Consider the following 17,030-nt stretch of genomic DNA (forward strand, 5'->3'; position numbering starts at 1 on the left):
GGCCGGGTGTCCGGCTCCCCGTTCAGGCCGCTGCGGCCGCCGATTCGGCCTGTTCATCAAGGTATTTTTCCGCGTCCAGCGCGGCCATGCAGCCGGCGCCTGCCGAGGTGATGGCTTGCCTGTAAACCTGGTCCGCGACGTCGCCGGCAGCGAAGACACCATCGATACTGGTTGCCGTAGCGCCACCTTGCAGGCCGGACTTGATGACGATGTAGCCGTTAAGCATGTCGAGCTGGTCGGTGAACAATCCGGTGTTGGGTTTGTGTCCGATGGCGATGAATACGCCGGTCAACGCCAGATCCCGGGTTGTGGCGTCTGCGCCCGTACTGCGGACGCGCAAACCGGTGACACCGGCCTCGTCACCGAGTACTTTATCGACGACATGATTCCACAGCAGCTCGATCTTGCCTTCTTCGACCTTTTTGAACAGTTTGTCCTGCAGGATTTTCTCCGCCCGCAACGAATCGCGGCGATGAACCAAGGTCACCTTTTCGGCAATATTGCTGAGATAAAGCGCTTCTTCGACGGCCGTGTTACCGCCACCGACCACTGCGACCTGCTGATTGCGGTAGAAGAAGCCGTCGCAAGTCGCGCAAGCGGACACGCCGCGGCCTTTGAATGCCTCTTCGGATGGCAGCCCGAGATACATGGCTGTAGCGCCCGTCGCAATGATCAATGCATCGGCTGTATAGCTGCCATAGTCACCTTCCAGCAGAAAGGGTCGTACGCTGAGATCGGCTTTGTTGATATGGTCATTGATGATTTCAGTGTTGTAGCGCTCGACGTGCTGCAGCATGCGCTGCATCAGGTCCGGGCCTTGCAGGCCTTCAACATCGCCCGGCCAGTTGTCGACGTCCGTGGTCGTCATCAACTGACCGCCTTGTTCAACGCCGGTAATGATCACTGGATTGAGATTTGCGCGCGCGGCGTAAACGGCCGCTGAATAGCCTGCCGGGCCGGAGCCCAGGATGAGGACGCGGCAATGTCTGGATTTGCTCATGTATACTTCGCCTGGTTTGTGCCTGACGGCGCACATCGTGCTGTCCGAAGATCAGATAAATGCGTTCGCTGCGGCGGGATTCAAGTCTGTTCGTGGAAACAGCACCGTGTGCTGCTGTGTCGCCAGTGTAGGCAAATGCGATACGGCGGGCAAAGTTGAGCGCGGAGGGCCGGCGTGGCGGGTCGCCCCTGATTACCCGGCGAGCCGTACAACGCGACCTCGCCACTCAGGTGTACTAGAATCAGGTCCTTGTCTTTGTTATATCGCAAATTACCTTAATATGGCACGACCCAGCCAAGCTGCCCGCTCGGACAGCGCACTCTCAGACCACGTCGTCCGCACGCTGCGCGAAGGCGCCCTCTATGTATTCGGGGCATTCGCACTGATTCTGTGGTTCGCACTGTTTACCTACGATCAGGCGGACCCGAGCCTCTGGCAAGCGAGCAGTGCGGACCAGGTGAGCAATGGTGTCGGCCGGGTCGGCGCCTATCTTGCTGATTTGCTGTTCACGCTGTTCGGGCGCCCGGGCTACCTGTTCACGGTCATGGTTTTTTACATCGGCTGGATGATCTACCGGGAACAACGCACGAAACAGGAACTGACCCGCGCCGACGTTGCGCTGCGCGTTGCTGGCTTTCTGGCCACGCTGATTACCAGTTGTGGATTGGCCACGTTGCATTTCTCGTCATTGGACTTTCGCCAGTCCGCCGGCGGGATCGTCGGTCAGGTTGTCGGCAATGGACTCGAATCCGTAATGAAACTGTTGGGTGCCAGCACCTTGCTGTTTTTCCTCTGGATGGCCGCTATTTCACTGTTCCTCGGTGTGTCGTGGCTGAAGATCATGGACCGCATTGGTCGTGCTTGCCTTGATGGCTGGGACGCGGCCCGGGCGCGGGTAGGTGCCTTGCGGGACCGGGCAGAAGGCCGGCGCCAACAGGCAGCGCGGCAGGATGTTTTCAAGGCCGAACAGAAGCGCACCGCCAATCGCACACCGCCGCGTATCGAGCCGGTCATGCCCGCGGTAGAACCCAGTGAACGGGCGGAGAAGGAACGACAGGTGCCGCTGTTCGATCCGCCGGATGCCGGCGAACTGCCGCCGCTGTCGTTGCTGGATGACCCGGCACCGCAGAAAGCAGGGTATTCCAAGGAATCGCTGGAAGCGATGTCGCGCCTGGTCGAATTGAAGCTGAAAGATTTCGGAATTCAGGTCGAGGTTATTTCCGTCTCGCCGGGCCCGATCATCACCCGCTTTGAACTGGACCCGGCCCCCGGCGTGAAATCCAGCCAGATATCAAATCTGGCAAAAGACCTTGCCCGCTCACTGTCAGTCGTCAGCGTTCGGGTGGTCGAAGTCATACCAGGCAAGTCCTATATCGGGCTGGAAATACCGAATGAGACCCGGGAAATCGTTTCGTTGGGCGAGATCCTGAAATCCAAGGCTTACGACGATATGGCCTCGCCCTTGACGCTGGCGCTCGGCAAGGACATCGCCGGTCATTCAGTTGTCGCGGATCTGTCGCGCATGCCGCACTTGCTGATCGCGGGCACGACGGGCGCCGGTAAGTCGGTAGCGATCAACGCCATGGTCTTGAGCCTGCTGTACAAGGCGCAGCCGGAGCACGTGCGACTCATCATGGTCGACCCGAAGATGCTCGAGCTGTCGGTTTACGAAGGTATTCCGCATTTGCTCACGCCCGTCGTAACCGACATGAAAGAAGCCGCGAACGCGCTGCGTTGGTGCGTGGTCGAAATGGATCGACGTTATCGCCTGATGGCGGCGCTCGGTGTGCGCAACATTGGTGGCTACAACCGCAAGGTGAAAGATGCGATCGCAGCGGGCAAGCCGATCAAGGACCCTACGATCATGCCACCGCGGCTCGAGGATGACGAAAAGGTCTGGGAGCATCCGACGCTGACGCCGCTGCCGTTTATCGTCATCATCATTGACGAGCTGGCTGACATGATGATGGTTGTCGGCAAGAAGGTGGAAGAGCTGATTGCCCGGCTTGCACAGAAAGCGCGCGCTTCCGGCATCCACATGTTGCTGGCGACACAGCGTCCGTCCGTTGATGTGATCACCGGTTTGATCAAAGCGAACATTCCGTCGCGTATCGCCTTCCAGGTGTCGGCGAAGGTGGACTCACGCACGATTCTTGACCAAATGGGTGCAGAGCATTTGCTGGGGCACGGTGACATGCTGTATCTGCCGCCCGGTACCTCATTGCCGACCCGGGTCCACGGCGCATTTGTAGCCGATCACGAAGTGCATGCAGTCGTGAAGCATCTGAAGAAAAGTGGTCAACCGCGCTATATCGATGAAATTCTTGAAGGCCCATCAGGTCAAAGTGCAGGACTGGCTGGTATCGACGGGATGTCAGGCGATGCCAGTGATGGCGAACAGGACGCACTTTACGATCAGGCGGTACAAATCGTTATGGAAACCCGCAAGGCCTCAATATCCGGCGTACAACGTCGACTGAAGATCGGTTACAACCGCGCGGCGCGCATGGTGGAAACCATGGAGCAGGCCGGCCTGGTTGGCCCGCTGCAATCCAACGGTACCCGGGAAATCCTGGTGCCGCCGGCCTCGAAAGAGTGATGGCGCGGCTTATGCACGAACTGAACACGGTGTTTCGGACACTGCTCTGTAGCGCGCTATGCATGGTGCCAGCGACATCGTTCGCCGCTGAGGCAGTGGGTGGAGAAGCGCTGCTGCGGCATTTCGTCGAAGACATGCAGACGCTTTCCGCCACGTTCGAGCAAACTCTGGTCGATGCGGATGACAATGTCGTGGAAGAATCCGAGGGCACAGTCCAACTCAGTCGTCCCGGGCGTTTTCGCTGGACGTATACCGCGCCGTACGAGCAACTGCTGGTTGCTGACGGACTGAACGTATGGAGCTACGACGCCGATTTGGCGCAAGTAACGGTAAAGCCGCAGGCTGAGGTGCTCAGCAATACGCCAGCGGTGCTGCTGGGCGGCGGTGGTGATGTTTTCGAAGACTTCACGCTGGATGAAAGCTTCACTGATCGCGGTGTTGATTGGTTGCGGCTGACCCCGGCCAATAGCGATGGCGGTTTCGAGAGCGTCGATCTCGGTTTTCAGGACGGCATCCTGTCGCGAATGATTTTTCTCGATGCCTTGGGGCAAAGCACGCTGATAGCCTTGTTCAATGTCACGGTTAACGAACCTGTTGCCAATAACATGTTCACGTTTGAGGTGCCGGATGACGTTGACCTTGTCGGTGAACCTTTGACTACGACCATCGCCGACGAATAGTGCTGCCGTTACGTCACACCCGGCGTTGGCGATTCGTCGGCGCAATCATCCTGCTTGTTGTATTGCTCGCAACAATGGCACCTGCTTTTCTGTTTGATGTCCGTCTGAAGCAAGTGGTCTCGCACGACAAGTGGGCGCATTTCCTGGCCTTTCTGATTCTGGCTGTGTGGTTCAGTGGGCAGTATGCGCGGCAGTCCTATTGGAGACTCGGCACGGCACTTCTGGCCTTCGGGGCATTGATTGAGGTCTGTCAGTATGCCAGCGGCTACCGCAGCGCCGAATGGCTGGATCTTGCCGCAGACCTGGCCGGTATTGTTGTCGGCCTGCTGCTTGCTGTGGCGGGAGCAGGCGGCTGGAGCCTGCGGCTTGAAGAATGGCGCCGGGTTCGAAATCTGGCGGGACGTTGATGGCTGATTTGTTCGACTCCACGACTGACGATGGCGGCAGACCGCTGGCGGACAGGTTGCGGCCGACCGGTCTCGATGACTACTTCGGCCAGCAACACCTGCTGGGCGAGGGCAAACCCCTGCAAAAAGTCATTCGCTCGGGTCGCGTGCATTCGATGATTTTCTGGGGGCCACCGGGTACAGGCAAGACGACCCTGGCGCGTATCGTGGCGGCCTCTACGGATTCCCATTTCATAGGCTTGTCGGCCGTGATGGCCGGGGTAAAGGATATCCGCGCCGCCGTCGCTGAAGCCCGTGAGCACCGCGCACAGTACCAGCGACGAACGGTGCTGTTTCTCGACGAGGTGCATCGTTTCAACAAGTCTCAGCAGGATGCTTTTCTGCCGTACGTTGAAGATGGCACGCTCACCTTCATTGGTGCGACCACCGAGAACCCTTCTTTCGAGTTGAATAACGCGCTGCTATCCCGCGCCCGGGTTTACGTACTGAAGTCGCTAGACACCGAGGCGCTGAACGGCATCCTGGATCGTGCGATCAGCGAAATTGCAACGCGGCTCGGCATGACGGAATTGAATATTGAAGATGAGGCGCGTGATTTGCTGCTGCAGGCAGCGGACGGCGACGGGCGACGGGCATTGAACCTGCTGGAGATTGCGACCGACCTGATTGAACCGGCCGCCGGTGCCGAACTGATCACGACGGCGCTTGTGCGCGAAATCGCGGCAGGTGGTCGACGTCGTTTCGACAAACAAGGCGAACAGTTTTACGACCAGATTTCCGCCTTGCACAAATCGATTCGGGGCTCAGCGCCGGATGCATCGCTGTATTGGATAAGCCGGATGCTGGATGGCGGTTGCGAGCCTTTGTACATTGCCCGCCGACTGGTACGGATAGCCAGCGAAGACATAGGCAATGCGGACCCGCGCGCGTTGCGCATCACGCTGGATGCCTGGGAGGTTGTCGACCGCCTCGGTAGCCCGGAAGGCGAGTTGGCATTGGCCCAGGCTGTCGTTTTTCTTGCCTGTGCGGCCAAAAGCAATGCGGTTTACACAGCCGCAAAAGCGGCGGCGGCTGACGTGCAGGAGTTCGGTACGCTGGATGTGCCCAACAAATTGCGCAATGCGCCTACCGCGCTGATGAAGGACCTCGGCTACGGCAAAGGGTACCGCTACGCTCAGGATGAAGCCGATGGTTTCGCCGCCGGTGAGCGCTATTTTCCGGACGACATGCCGGATCGCACGTATTATCATCCGGTCCCCCGCGGACTTGAGGCCAAAATCGGCGAAAAGCTCCGCGATCTTGCCGAGCGAAACGCGCGACACAAGCGCGCACCGGCCGCAAAAGACGAACCCTGAACACACGACTATCGAGCGTCAAACATGATTGATCCGAAGATTCTGCGCCAGTCCAGTGACGAAGTTGCTGCCAATCTTGCCCGCCGTGGCTTTGCATTCGACGCCGGGGCATACCTGGAACTTGAATCTGAGCGCAAGGAATTGCAGGTGCAGGTTGAAGCGTTGCGCAATGAACGGAACGCGAGTGCCAAACAGATCGGTCAGGCGAAAGCCAGGGGCGAAGACGCAACGCCACTACTGGAAGCCGTCAAGGATCTGGGGATGAAACTGGATACGGCTGACGCTCGACTGCAGCTTGTTCTACAACAGTTGCAAGACATCGAACTGGGCTTGCCTAACTTGCTGCACGCCGACGTCCCGGATGGCAAGGAAGAAAGTGACAATAAGGAAGTCCGGCGTTGGGGCGAACCGCCGGCGATGGATTTCAAGGCTCGTGATCATGTTGAACTTGGGGCGCAGTCAGGTCTGCTTGATTTCGATACGGCGGCTCGTATTTCCGGTTCGCGTTTCTCCATTCTGCGTGGACCGTTGGCGCGCCTGCAACGCGCGCTCATTCAATTCATGCTTGATGTGCACACAGCCGAACACGGCTATGAAGAAACCTACGTGCCGTACCTCGTACAGGCAGACGCGTTGCTGGGCACCGGGCAGTTACCGAAGTTTGAAGCGGATCTGTTCAGGACGGCGACGGAAACTCCGTACTACCTGATTCCAACCGCTGAAGTGCCACTGACCAATATGGCCCGTGACAGCATCATCGATGCCCGGGAACTGCCGCGACGGTTCGTGGCGCACACGCCGTGCTTTCGGTCGGAAGCGGGGTCTTACGGCAAGGACACGCGTGGCATGATTCGCCAACATCAGTTTGAAAAAGTGGAACTGGTACAGCTAACCCGGCCGGCCGACTCCGACCGTGCGCTGGATGAGCTGACAGGCCATGCCGAAAGCATCCTGCAGCGCCTGGGCCTGGCCTATCGGGTTGTGGTCTTGTGTGCCGGCGACATAGGCTTCGGATCGCGCAAGACATTCGATATCGAGGTTTGGTTGCCCGGGCAACAGCGCTACCGGGAAATTTCCTCCTGCAGTAGCTTCGGCGACTTCCAGGCGCGTCGTATGCAGGCACGCTGGCGGAATCCGGAGACGGGCAAGCCGGAGCTGCTACACACCTTGAACGGTTCCGGCGTCGCAGCTGGTCGCGCACTGGTTGCGATCATGGAAAATTACCAGAATGCGGATGGCAGTATTGCTGTGCCGGATGCATTGAAACCGTATATGGCGGGCATAGAAACCGTTTCACTCTGAGCCGGGTCTACTTCCCGGAGACGTAGTCTTTCAGCTCGACGAATGCCTGCTGCCAACGGTCTTCCGCGCGCCGGTAGTCCATCTGCCAGTCTTCCGTGGCGGGAATGCCAGCCTCAATGACGGTGAGTTCAGTCTGAGCCTCCTTGGTCGAGCCGAGGTCTTTCAGGATGAAATCGACGGTGATGGGGCCGCTCGCCAGTGGTTCTTCGCCTTCGCGCGGTGCCAGAACGAGCCGCATACGCCGTGGCGGCAAAAAGATATCAATGCGGCCATTGAGCTGGGTGTCGTCATCAAGAGTCAATGCAACGGGCCCGCCGATAAACGGCCGGAAACTGCCCTCGCGAGCCAGCCATTTGGTAATTGCATCGATATCGGTGATGGCCGCCCAAACTTCTGCAGGTGTTGCGGCGAGGACGATGTCGTCGCGCAGACTGCGGGTGACGTGTTCGGGGTGATGCATGATACGGGTGCGAATAGTCTGGTCTTCGTCGAGCTCTGTTGTTGCAGGGGGCGCGGCCCCGGCTTTCGGCGACGAAACGATGTGCAGATCGCGTTGCGGGAAGGGGATTTCCACGCCTTCGGCGCGAAATTCGCGGTCAATCGCAAAATTCAGGTCGCTCAAGACCGTGTAGCGGCGTTCGATACGCTGGATGCGCACCCGCAATTCGAAGTCCAGCGACGAGTCGCCGAAGTTCATGAACAGTGCGCGCGGGGCCGGCGCTCGGCCATCAGTGATGACCTCGGGGTGCTCTGACGCGACGCGCTCCAGAATCTGTTTGACCTTTTCTGTGTCGCTGCCGTAGGCGACACCGACCCTCACCAGCAGGCGACCCTGTGGGTCTCGCAGCACCCAGTTTGTGACCCGACCGGAGACCAGCTCGGAGTTCGGTACCAGGACATTCTGATTGTCCTGTGTCTCTATCTCCGTCGCTCGAATTCTGATTCTGCGCACGAAGCCTTCAGTGTCACCCACCGAAATAAAGTCACCCGCGCGTATGGGACGTTCGAAGAGCAAAATGAGGCCCGACACAAAATTGTTCGCAATTTCCTGCATGCCGAACCCAATACCGAGGGCGAGTGCGCCACTGACGATTGCCAGACCACCGAGGTTGACCCCGGCCATGGTCAGACCGATCAACGCGGCGAGTATGAAACCGACGTAGCCAATCAGGGTAACGACGGCCTCGCGTGCGCCTCGTTCGGCAACGATATGCTGCAGCCAGCGCTGGTCTATCCAGCGTTTGATCCAGCCAAGCAAGACGATTACGCCGGCAAAAACCAGGATCCCGCCAATGATATTAAGCGGGACCAACTGAATCTGGCCGACGGTATAGCCGACTTCGATTCGATTGAGCAATTCATCAAGCGTGGTGCCGGACTCGTCCCATACGTAGATCAGGTAGACCGTGAAACTCAGCCAGAGCACGAGATCGGCAATCAGTTGCATGAAGCCCAGCCCTGAACGAGAACTGTCTTTCCGTACGCCCAGATTGCGCCGAAAACGTATCGCGCCTGGCGAGTCGTTTTGCATCAGGTACGTAAAAGCCTGATAGACGAGCCAGAGGAGGATCCACAGGACCAGCAGAGCCAGCGCCGTGCGGGTGGCTCCATGAACGATAAACCCCGCCAGATTCTGGTAGCCCAGTAACAGACCGACAATGCTGGCGGCGAGCACGAGGGTGCACAAGTGGCGTATAGCGCGGAACTGATGCCGCAGTCCGGGTATTCGACCCATGTAGCGAAGCAAAAGAATAAGCGCTGTCGCGACCAGGAAAATCATCGATGCCCGGCCACCGACGCTTGGATCGACAAGCCGGATGGATAGCCAGTTTGTGCCGAGTACGATGAAGCTGGCGACCAGGGTTAAGAGCAAAAAACGCAGGCGTAAGCGTAGTGGCCGGACATGTTCCGGAATGAGGCCCTTGATGGTGCTTGCGGGAGAAAGTGGACCTGTTGCCCAGTCAATGATCGTGCAGCCGAGGCCGTACAACAGGACACCCGCCGCGACCCGCACCACGATCAACTCAAAGCTGGCGTTCTGAATCCCGAGAAACAAAACCAGCAGGAGCGCGAGGCCCTCCAGCAGCAGCGGCGAGTACTGCGCCAGCGGCTTCGGGAACAAGTACTTCATTTGTGGTTCCGCCGCGTGGCCACCGCCGGCCTCGAACCACACCGTAAAACGGTGCCGCAAATAAAGTCCCACTGCCGCCGCCAATGCGCCGCCGGCGACCAACATCCATAGCAAGTCTGCCGCCGTTAGGCCGTCTTTGAGGTCGAGTGCCACGGCACCACGCAGTTTGGCCGGCATTGCCGTCAGGCGTGTCGGCAAGGCACTCGCCATACCGACCACAGATTCCGTCCTGTTAAGCAGGAATTGCTGCGACACGGCCGTTTGAATTTCCGTGATTTGCTCTACCAGTGCGATGGCTTCATCGCGTACACCGCCACATTCGGACTGGCGGGAAATCGACTTGTCGAGTGCAGCCCGGATCTCCCGACGCTGGTCCATGACAGTGCCGCTGACTTCTATGTCAATTTCGCGCAGTGGCTCATACCGGGCTTCAAGCCGTTGTCGTTCAGCGCTGGCTTCGACATTGCAATTGCCAGCAGCTGTCGCGATATCGGCTGAGCGACTTCGCGCTTGTGCAAGAAACCGGGACTCGACGTCACCGCTGCTCAGGCGATTCGCAATGTCCAGCAATACGGCGCCGGCAGCATAAGGATCGAACTGTTCCGCGTCGTCCGCAACCGTAGCGGCCGGCAAACTGGCAAAGGCAAGCACAAGGACGAGCGAGGAAAAGCGTGGCGGACGGGAGCGTGACGCTGTGTTCATCAGGTTCGGCATTACCGAAGTGAACAGTGTCGAAAAAACATCAGATTGGATGGGTCGCCGTGAACATGCGCGGCGTGCAAACAATCTGCAAGGCGCCGGGTGCGAGATGCATTGCCCGGCGCCACAGGATTTATCAGTCGCGGCTCATGAAGAGCTGCAGGACGTACCAGAACATCAACATGATCGATGCAAACAACGCCATTGACGCTGCAACGTACCGCTCTTGTGAGTAGTGATGCATGATGTTGGATGTGTCATAGAGAATTGCAGCACCGGCGAAGCCGATCATTGCAACGGAGAACCAGGTTCCCAGCTGAAAGCCAAACAACAGGCTGGCCACGATGCCAACCATCGCGAGCAAACCTATCCAGACCAGCATGCCACGCAGAAAGGAGAAATCCTTGCGGGTAATCATGGCGACGGCGATAAGACCGACACAGCCGAGTACCGTGACCCCTGCCGCCGAGTCAATTACGCCCGGTTGGGTGGCTTCCGCGATAAAGAGTAGGGGTGAGAACACCAGTGCCTGTACGACAATGTAGACCGCGAAGGCAGCGTACTGCGCTTGTTTGGACTCCAGCCGATGGGCAACGTGGGTAGCTCCCCAGCCAGCCAGCATCAGGCCGCCGATAACCAGCAACCAGTTGTTGATCATCGGCGCGGCAATGCGTGCGGCGATACCGGACTGAAAGAGATAGGCCTCGACGGCGGCGAAAGCCAGAATGCCAGCTACGACGTGTGCGTAACATTTCCAGATGAACTGCGAACGGTCTTCCACCGAAAGACTTGAGGCCGGGGCAAGATAATTCACGTTGTCATTCATTCAGGTAACTCCTGCGGTCATTAGTGACGGCCATCTTAGCATTATGCGTGCGGCAAAGCGCCTGTTGCGGGCCGTCGGGCAGCGAGAGCAGGGCGGACGCCGTGCACGGCGTCCGCCCTTTCCTGATTCCTATTTGCGGACGTATTTTTTGACTGTTCGCGGACCCACTTCGGCGCCGTATATGTTGCCGTTGGCGTCAACGGCAACGCCTTCAGCGGCGCTGGTTGCCGAGTTGTCCTGGTCCGGTTCGGGGTCCGGAATAAAGCCGGTGACAAAACCATCACGGGCACTGCCGATGCGGATACCGCGTTTCCAGCCCGGGTTGCGTCTGGCGTTCGATTCGGAATCCGTGGAATACAGAATATCGTTGGCGTCGATGAACAGACCGCTGGGTCGGCCGAACTGCGTCCATGTAGCGAGGTGCTTGCCACCCTGGTCGAATATTTGCAGGCGGCTGTTGCCGCGATCCGCCACGAACAGACGCCCCTGTGAGTCCATCGCCAGTGCATGTGGATCACGGAACTGGCCGTCGTTGTCACCGGTTGTGCCCCATTCGCCAATGTACGTGCCGTGCCGATCAAACTTGACGATACGATTGTTGCCGTCCGCATCGTGGCCGTCAGCCACAAAAATGTCACCGTTAGGAGCAACCAGGACATCAGAGGGCTTGTTAAAGGTATCCGGTCCGGGTCCGGCCACGCCTTTTTTGCCGAGTGTCATCAGCAACTTGCCATCAGGGCTGAATTTCATGACCGTGTGACCAACGCCTTCCGGCACCGGTGCGTAGCCGACGGCATCGGCAATCCAGACGTTGTCGTCACGGTCGACGAACATGCCGTGTGGCCAAACAATTTGACCCGCGCCAAATTGCTTTACGGCACGGCCGCTTTGATCAAACAGCACTACCGGGTTCAGATCACTGCCGACACACAGGTTCGTTCCGCAGCGGTCAGCTATCCAGATGTGCTGGCCGTCGTTCGCCGGGTAGATTGCACTGGTCGCGCCCCATTCGCGGTTGTCGGGCAATTTGGCCCAGCCTTCCACTGTCCGGTAATCGTTTGGTGCGTGGTTTTGGGCAGTGGCTGTGCCACACAGCAGAGCCACGATAGATGCTGATACCAATGCGGTACGGCGGCTCGTCATTCTCTTCGACATTTTCATTCCCCCTGGAGTTAACAACTAGGCGGTAGCTCTGGGCTTGTTACTCCTGAGCTTCGCCTATGGTGTTTCGCAATATCCCAACGCCCTCGACTTCAATCTCAATGACGTCGCCGGCACGCATCGCACTGGTGTCGCCCGGTGTGCCGGTGAAAATCAGATCGCCCGGGTAGAGCGTTGCGTACTGACTGATGTGGCTCACGATGGCATGCGCGTCATGAATGAAGTCACGCGTGCGTTGCGACTGCATCACCTTGCCGTTCAGGCGCGACTGCACCAATACGTCGTTGTAATTGATGCCGGTTGCAATCACCGGCCCGAGCGGTCCGAAATCGTCGCTGGCTTTGCCGCGAAACCACTGCAGGTCGTTGGCTTGCCATTGTCGCTCGCTGATGTCATTGCCGGCGGTAACGCCGAAGATGTAATCGGCGGCCTCACTCGCCGACACTTTGCTGGCTTGCTTGCCCATGACTATCACGAGCTCCGCTTCGTAGTGCAGGTCCGTTGCGCCTGCCGGGGGCCTCACCACGGTCTCGGGGTCGGTAATCGTTGTTGGCAACTTCAGGAATATCGGCGGGTGAGCCGGCAACTGACGATGGCCGCGGTGGCTCAGGTAATTGTAGCCTACCGCAAAGACCTTCGACGGCTCGGCTGGAGCCAACAGTCGTACCTCGCTATGCAATACGCTACGTCCGGTCGGCTTGCCGTTTAGGTACGGCGCAGCATCAAGTTGCTGGATACGTTCGCCGTCCAGGCGTCCGTAACTGATCGAATCGCCATGCTGGTAGCGGACGTAGTACTCAGTAGCGGTGGCTGCCCAGGCATTTACAGACAGGCCGGAGACGATCAACAGTGCTAACTGTAGTGTTCGCATTCATTCCCCCTTAACCGCCAGCGTTATCTGTCGCGCTGCGACATGCAAGCGAGTGCAATACGCTCTCTGGGCGGCTAAGGGAATAGTCCGAGTCTTGCCTTGCTAATGCAAGTGATCGGTCCGGCTGAAACCATTGCGTCACTGCTGGTTGCCGTTGGAACGAGATTGTAATTGCTCGAGAAACTCGGCATCGTGAGCGCGGCTTGCAAAGGGGGAACCATGCAGGAGTTGGGTATCTGGACGTTGTTGCCGCTGCTGACAACGTTACTGCTCGCGTTCGTGACACGCTCGGCATTGATATCAATGCTGGTGGGGACGTTTGTTGGCACTCTGTTGCTGGGCAGTATGCCGGGGGCAGGGCTTAATCAGTTGTTCCAGGCATCGCTGGGCAATGCCGACTTCATCTGGATCTGCGAAATCGTCGTCCTTATCGGCATTCTGTTCGCGCTGTTCCGCCGAGCTGATGTCCTGAATGCGCTGGCGGCCCGTTTCTCCGGTGGCCATGGCAGCCGGCGCAAAGTCGAACTGTCTGCATGGTGCATGGGCTTTGTCATTGTCGACGATTACTTCAGCCCGCTGCTTACCGGCTCGGTGATCCGGCCGATGTCGGACAAGGCGAAAGTCCCCAGGGAGAAGCTCGCGTTCATTCTGGATTCAACCACGGCCTCGGTCTGCATTCTGGTGCCGTTCACCGCCTGGGGTGCCTACGTTGCCAGTCTCATCGCCCAGAACGACGCGGTCGCGTCCGTGAACGAAGGGCTTATGATTTTTATCGCGGCGATTCCCTACAATTTTTACCCCTTGCTGCTCATCGCTTTCACCTTTTTCATTTGCCTCGGTGTGATTCCGGATTTCGGGCCGATGCGTACCGCCGAACGTCGGGTGCGGGCGACCGGGGCACTGGTCCGTCCCGGCGGCAAGCCACTGTCCGGGGCGGATGACGGCATGCCGGCGGTTAATCGCAAATCGCCGCCGTCGCTCTTGATTGAACTGGCGGCGCCGGTATTCCTGCTCATAGGCTTTGGTGCGTGGTCACTCATTGCCGGCGGTTCGGTAATGATCGTTGAAGCCTTCATGCTGGCGAATGCTTACCTGTTCGTGGTCCTCGCCGTACGCGGTGAATTCGTCAATGTAAGCGACGCCGCTGATGTTATTGTCAATGGAACGCGCAGCGTGATGGAGGCGTTGCTCATCGTGTCGCTGGCCTATGCGCTCAATGCGGTCACTGCCGAACTGCAGGCTGCCAACTATATTATTGACCAGTTCGCCGCGTACCTGACGCCGGCAACCGTTGTTGCGCTGACCTTTGTGCTCACGTCACTGATTTCCTTTTCGACTGGTACGTCATGGGGCGCGTTTGCACTGATGATGCCGGTGGCGCTGCCGCTGGCCTTCGAATTCTCGGGCGGCGAAATTACGCCACTGATTTTTCAGACGGTGGCGGCAGTGGCCGGCGGCGGCATTTTCGGCGACCATTCGTCGCCGGTCTCCGATACCTCTGTCCTTGCTTCCGTTGGTGCCGGCAGTGATCACATAGATCATGTTGTCACTCAGCTGCCTTACGCCGTGTTCATAGCGGTATTGACGGTGGCGTTGTACCTGGTTCTGTAGGGAGGCCGGCTTGAATCAATTTGATGCAGAAGTGGAACGGCGCGGCAGCAACTCGTTCAAGTGGGATGGCAATGAGCGGCAGTTCGGCCGCACAGACCTGCTGCCGTTCTGGGTCGCCGATATGGACTTCGCGACGCCGGCGCCAATACTTCAGTCGATCAAGGATCGCGTCCAACACCCGGTACTCGGTTACGAAGTGCGTCCCGCGGAGTACGTGGATACGGTCATGGGCTGGATTGCACGCCGCCACGGCTGGAGCGTGCCGCGTGACTGGCTGATGTTTTGTCCGCCGAGTTCGATCGTCGCCATTTACGGTTTGATCATGACCCAGACCAAACCTGGCGACGGCATCATCGTGCCAACCCCGACTTACGGACCATTGCTCGAACTGGTGGAAAAGAACGGGCGCCGATTGATCCGTTGCCCCCTGCGGGAAACCGCCACGCGCTTTGAACTGGACGTGGAGGGCATGGCCGGACTCGTTGAGCGTGATGGCATGATGGTCCTGCTCTGCAGCCCGCACAACCCAACCGGTCGGGTGTTTGACGACACGGAACTGAGCGCGTTGTCCGAGCTTGCCAACGAGCGGCAAATGATCGTGGTCTCGGACGAGGTGCACGCGGACCTGATCCGACCGGGGCGGCGCCATACGCCGTTTGGCAGTCTCGGCGTACCGCGTTCTGCAACCGTGTTTTCGCCGAACAAGTCGTTCAATACCGCCGGGTTGCCGCAGTCGTCGTTAGTGATTCCTGACGCTGCCATGCGGCAGTCGATGCAGGGGTTTCTGGACATGTTGCAGATCAATCACGATCACACGTTCGGTGGGCCGGCGATGATCAGCGCTTACCGTGAATGTGAAGGCTGGCTGGATGATGTCGTGCGCTATATCGATGTCAATCATGCGCGTGTGGCACAGTTTTTCAGCGAACAGCTGCCGTCTGTGAGGGTCTGGCCGGCCGAAGGGACCTACCTGGCGTGGCTGGATTATCGCGCGCTCGGCATGGACGAAGGCACCGTGCAACGCCGGCTCGTGGACAAAGGAGGTGTAGGCCTGTACCCGGGCTCCTTGTTCGGTGAAGAGGGGCTGGGGTTTCTGCGCATGAACGTTGCCTGCCCGCGCAGCGTGCTGGAACGGGGACTGCAGCAGATCAGACGGGCGTTGCTCGATTAAGAGACTGGCGGAATTTTGCCTTCACCGGTTGAATCCGCGCGCGCCGTCCCGCACAATTCGCCGCGCTGTGGAGACGGCGCGGTTCCGAACGCGGGAACGGCGCACCGCAGCAGAGTCGTTTCGGAGAGGTGGCAGAGCGGTTGAATGCACTGGTCTTGAAAACCAGCAAGGGTTAATAGCCCTTCGTGGGTTCAAATCCCACCCTCTCCGCCAGACCAGTGAAAGAGCCCCAACAGGGGCTCTTTTTTTTGGCGCGGCGTTGTGTGGGTGTCGGGTGGCGGTGAACGCGGCCGGCACTTTTCGGTCGAAAGTCGCTATGACCACTCTTGATGTCGGCCGACGCAGACCGGAGAACGTGTTTCTGGTTATTTGCGCCCTTATATCGCTTGCTGTGACCCCGCAGCTGCACGCGGATACCCGGCCGCGCGCTGTTTTTGAAGCCTTGCAGCAGTCCGGCAACGAAGACCCGGCAGCCTGGTTGGAGCTGGCTGTTGCGGCGCGCGAGGCGGGTGACCTCGAGTTGGCGGCGCGCTCGTTGCAGAGCGCCGAAAACCACGGACTGACGTCGTTTCGGGCAGGTCTTGAGCGGGCGCGACAGCGGCTGAGTGCGGATGACCGGAGCGGGGCGCTGGCTGAATTGCAGGCCCTGTTCGAGGGTGGTTTCAACACGGTCGATGCGATCCGCCAGGACCGGTTGCTGAACCGTTTGTCCGGCGACCCGACGTACGCGGCATTACTCGCGAGCATGGAAGCGCGCGCATTCCCTTGCGAACACGGCGAACGGTTTCAGGATTTTAATTTTTGGCTGGGTAACTGGGACGTGCGCCTTGCAAACGGCACGTTCGCCGGCACTAACAGGGTTCGCAGCGCCGAACGTGGCTGTGTCTTGCTCGAGGAATGGACTTCCGCGACCGGCGGTACCGGACGCAGTATTAATTATTTTGATGCGGCGAGCGGCGAGTGGGTGCAGGTCTGGAACGATGCAGGCGGCTCGCAGATCAGTATTCGCGGCGGCCTGACAGAGTCCGGCATGCGTTTGTCCGGTCAGATACACTACGTAAGCAGTGGCCTGACCGCTCCCTTCCGGGGGGTGTGGACGCCGCTGCCCGATGGTCGGGTGCGCCAGTTTTTTGAACAAGCGTCCGCGGACGGTACTGGCTGGACACCGTGGTTCGAAGGCTTTTACAGCCGGCAAGAATCGCAATAGCGAACAGGAG

Annotated in this window: 13 protein-coding genes and 1 tRNA gene; 9 read left to right on the plus strand and 5 right to left on the minus strand. The window is 58.9% G+C overall.

The window, feature by feature from the left end:
• Positions 1 to 22: 22 nt before the first annotated feature.
• Positions 23 to 1,000, minus strand: coding sequence for a thioredoxin-disulfide reductase (trxB, locus tag BA177_RS08220; RefSeq protein WP_068619102.1), 978 nt, complete (start codon positions 998 to 1,000; stop codon positions 23 to 25).
• Positions 1,001 to 1,280: 280 nt separating this feature from the next.
• Here trxB and BA177_RS08225 point away from each other — a divergent pair, with 280 nt between their 5' ends.
• From BA177_RS08225 to serS, 5 genes are read left to right on the plus strand one after another with little or no spacing between them, the layout of a single operon-like run.
• Positions 1,281 to 3,599 (plus strand): DNA translocase FtsK, encoded by a 2,319-nt coding sequence (locus BA177_RS08225; protein ID WP_068615298.1) that lies wholly within the window; start codon positions 1,281 to 1,283, stop codon positions 3,597 to 3,599.
• An 11-nt stretch (positions 3,600 to 3,610) separates the two neighbouring features.
• Positions 3,611 to 4,279, plus strand: a complete 669-nt coding sequence (gene lolA / locus BA177_RS08230; RefSeq protein ID WP_197493387.1) for an outer membrane lipoprotein chaperone LolA — start codon at positions 3,611 to 3,613, stop codon at positions 4,277 to 4,279.
• Entirely contained in the window at positions 4,279 to 4,686 is a 408-nt protein-coding gene (locus BA177_RS08235) for a VanZ family protein (protein WP_068615302.1), read from the plus strand. The genes lolA and BA177_RS08235 overlap by 1 nt, the downstream gene beginning before the upstream one ends.
• Positions 4,686 to 6,041, plus strand: coding sequence for a replication-associated recombination protein A (locus BA177_RS08240; RefSeq protein ID WP_068615304.1), 1,356 nt, complete (start codon positions 4,686 to 4,688; stop codon positions 6,039 to 6,041). Before BA177_RS08235 ends, BA177_RS08240 begins: the two co-directional genes overlap by 1 nt.
• 24 nt (positions 6,042 to 6,065) lie before the next feature.
• Positions 6,066 to 7,343 (plus strand): serine--tRNA ligase, encoded by a 1,278-nt coding sequence (serS, locus tag BA177_RS08245; protein ID WP_068615306.1) that lies wholly within the window; start codon positions 6,066 to 6,068, stop codon positions 7,341 to 7,343.
• 7 nt (positions 7,344 to 7,350) lie between these two features.
• Here the strand turns inward: serS and BA177_RS08250 are convergent, their stop codons facing one another.
• From BA177_RS08250 to BA177_RS08265, 4 genes are all read right to left on the minus strand, one after another.
• Positions 7,351 to 10,176, minus strand: coding sequence for a mechanosensitive ion channel domain-containing protein (locus BA177_RS08250; protein ID WP_197493388.1), 2,826 nt, complete (start codon positions 10,174 to 10,176; stop codon positions 7,351 to 7,353).
• Between the two features lie 133 nt (positions 10,177 to 10,309).
• Complete coding sequence (locus tag BA177_RS08255) at positions 10,310 to 10,999, minus strand: Bax inhibitor-1/YccA family protein (RefSeq protein WP_068615311.1); 690 nt, start codon at positions 10,997 to 10,999, stop codon at positions 10,310 to 10,312.
• A gap of 129 nt (positions 11,000 to 11,128) precedes the next feature.
• Positions 11,129 to 12,154, minus strand: coding sequence for a peptidyl-alpha-hydroxyglycine alpha-amidating lyase family protein (locus BA177_RS08260; RefSeq protein WP_197493389.1), 1,026 nt, complete (start codon positions 12,152 to 12,154; stop codon positions 11,129 to 11,131).
• A gap of 46 nt (positions 12,155 to 12,200) precedes the next feature.
• On the minus strand, positions 12,201 to 13,031 hold the full coding sequence (locus BA177_RS08265; protein ID WP_068615315.1) for a fumarylacetoacetate hydrolase family protein: 831 nt from the start codon (positions 13,029 to 13,031) through the stop codon (positions 12,201 to 12,203).
• A gap of 171 nt (positions 13,032 to 13,202) precedes the next feature.
• Between BA177_RS08265 and BA177_RS08270 the strand changes: the two genes are divergently transcribed.
• The 4 genes from BA177_RS08270 (at position 13,203) to BA177_RS08285 (ending at position 17,020) form a co-directional block, all read left to right on the plus strand.
• The gene (locus tag BA177_RS08270; RefSeq protein ID WP_082989985.1) at positions 13,203 to 14,642 is read left to right on the plus strand and encodes a Na+/H+ antiporter NhaC family protein; all 1,440 of its coding nucleotides are present in this window, start codon (positions 13,203 to 13,205) and stop codon (positions 14,640 to 14,642) included.
• Between the two features lie 10 nt (positions 14,643 to 14,652).
• Complete coding sequence (locus tag BA177_RS08275; protein ID WP_068615317.1) at positions 14,653 to 15,813, plus strand: MalY/PatB family protein; 1,161 nt, start codon at positions 14,653 to 14,655, stop codon at positions 15,811 to 15,813.
• 122 nt (positions 15,814 to 15,935) lie between these two features.
• A tRNA-Ser gene (locus BA177_RS08280) sits at positions 15,936 to 16,026 on the plus strand.
• Positions 16,027 to 16,129: 103 nt separating this feature from the next.
• Positions 16,130 to 17,020, plus strand: coding sequence for a tetratricopeptide repeat protein (locus BA177_RS08285; protein ID WP_068615319.1), 891 nt, complete (start codon positions 16,130 to 16,132; stop codon positions 17,018 to 17,020).
• Positions 17,021 to 17,030 lie beyond the last annotated feature (10 nt).

Origin of the sequence: Woeseia oceani (assembly GCF_001677435.1) — a bacterium.
Taxonomy (GTDB): Bacteria; Pseudomonadota; Gammaproteobacteria; order Steroidobacterales; family Woeseiaceae; genus Woeseia; species Woeseia oceani.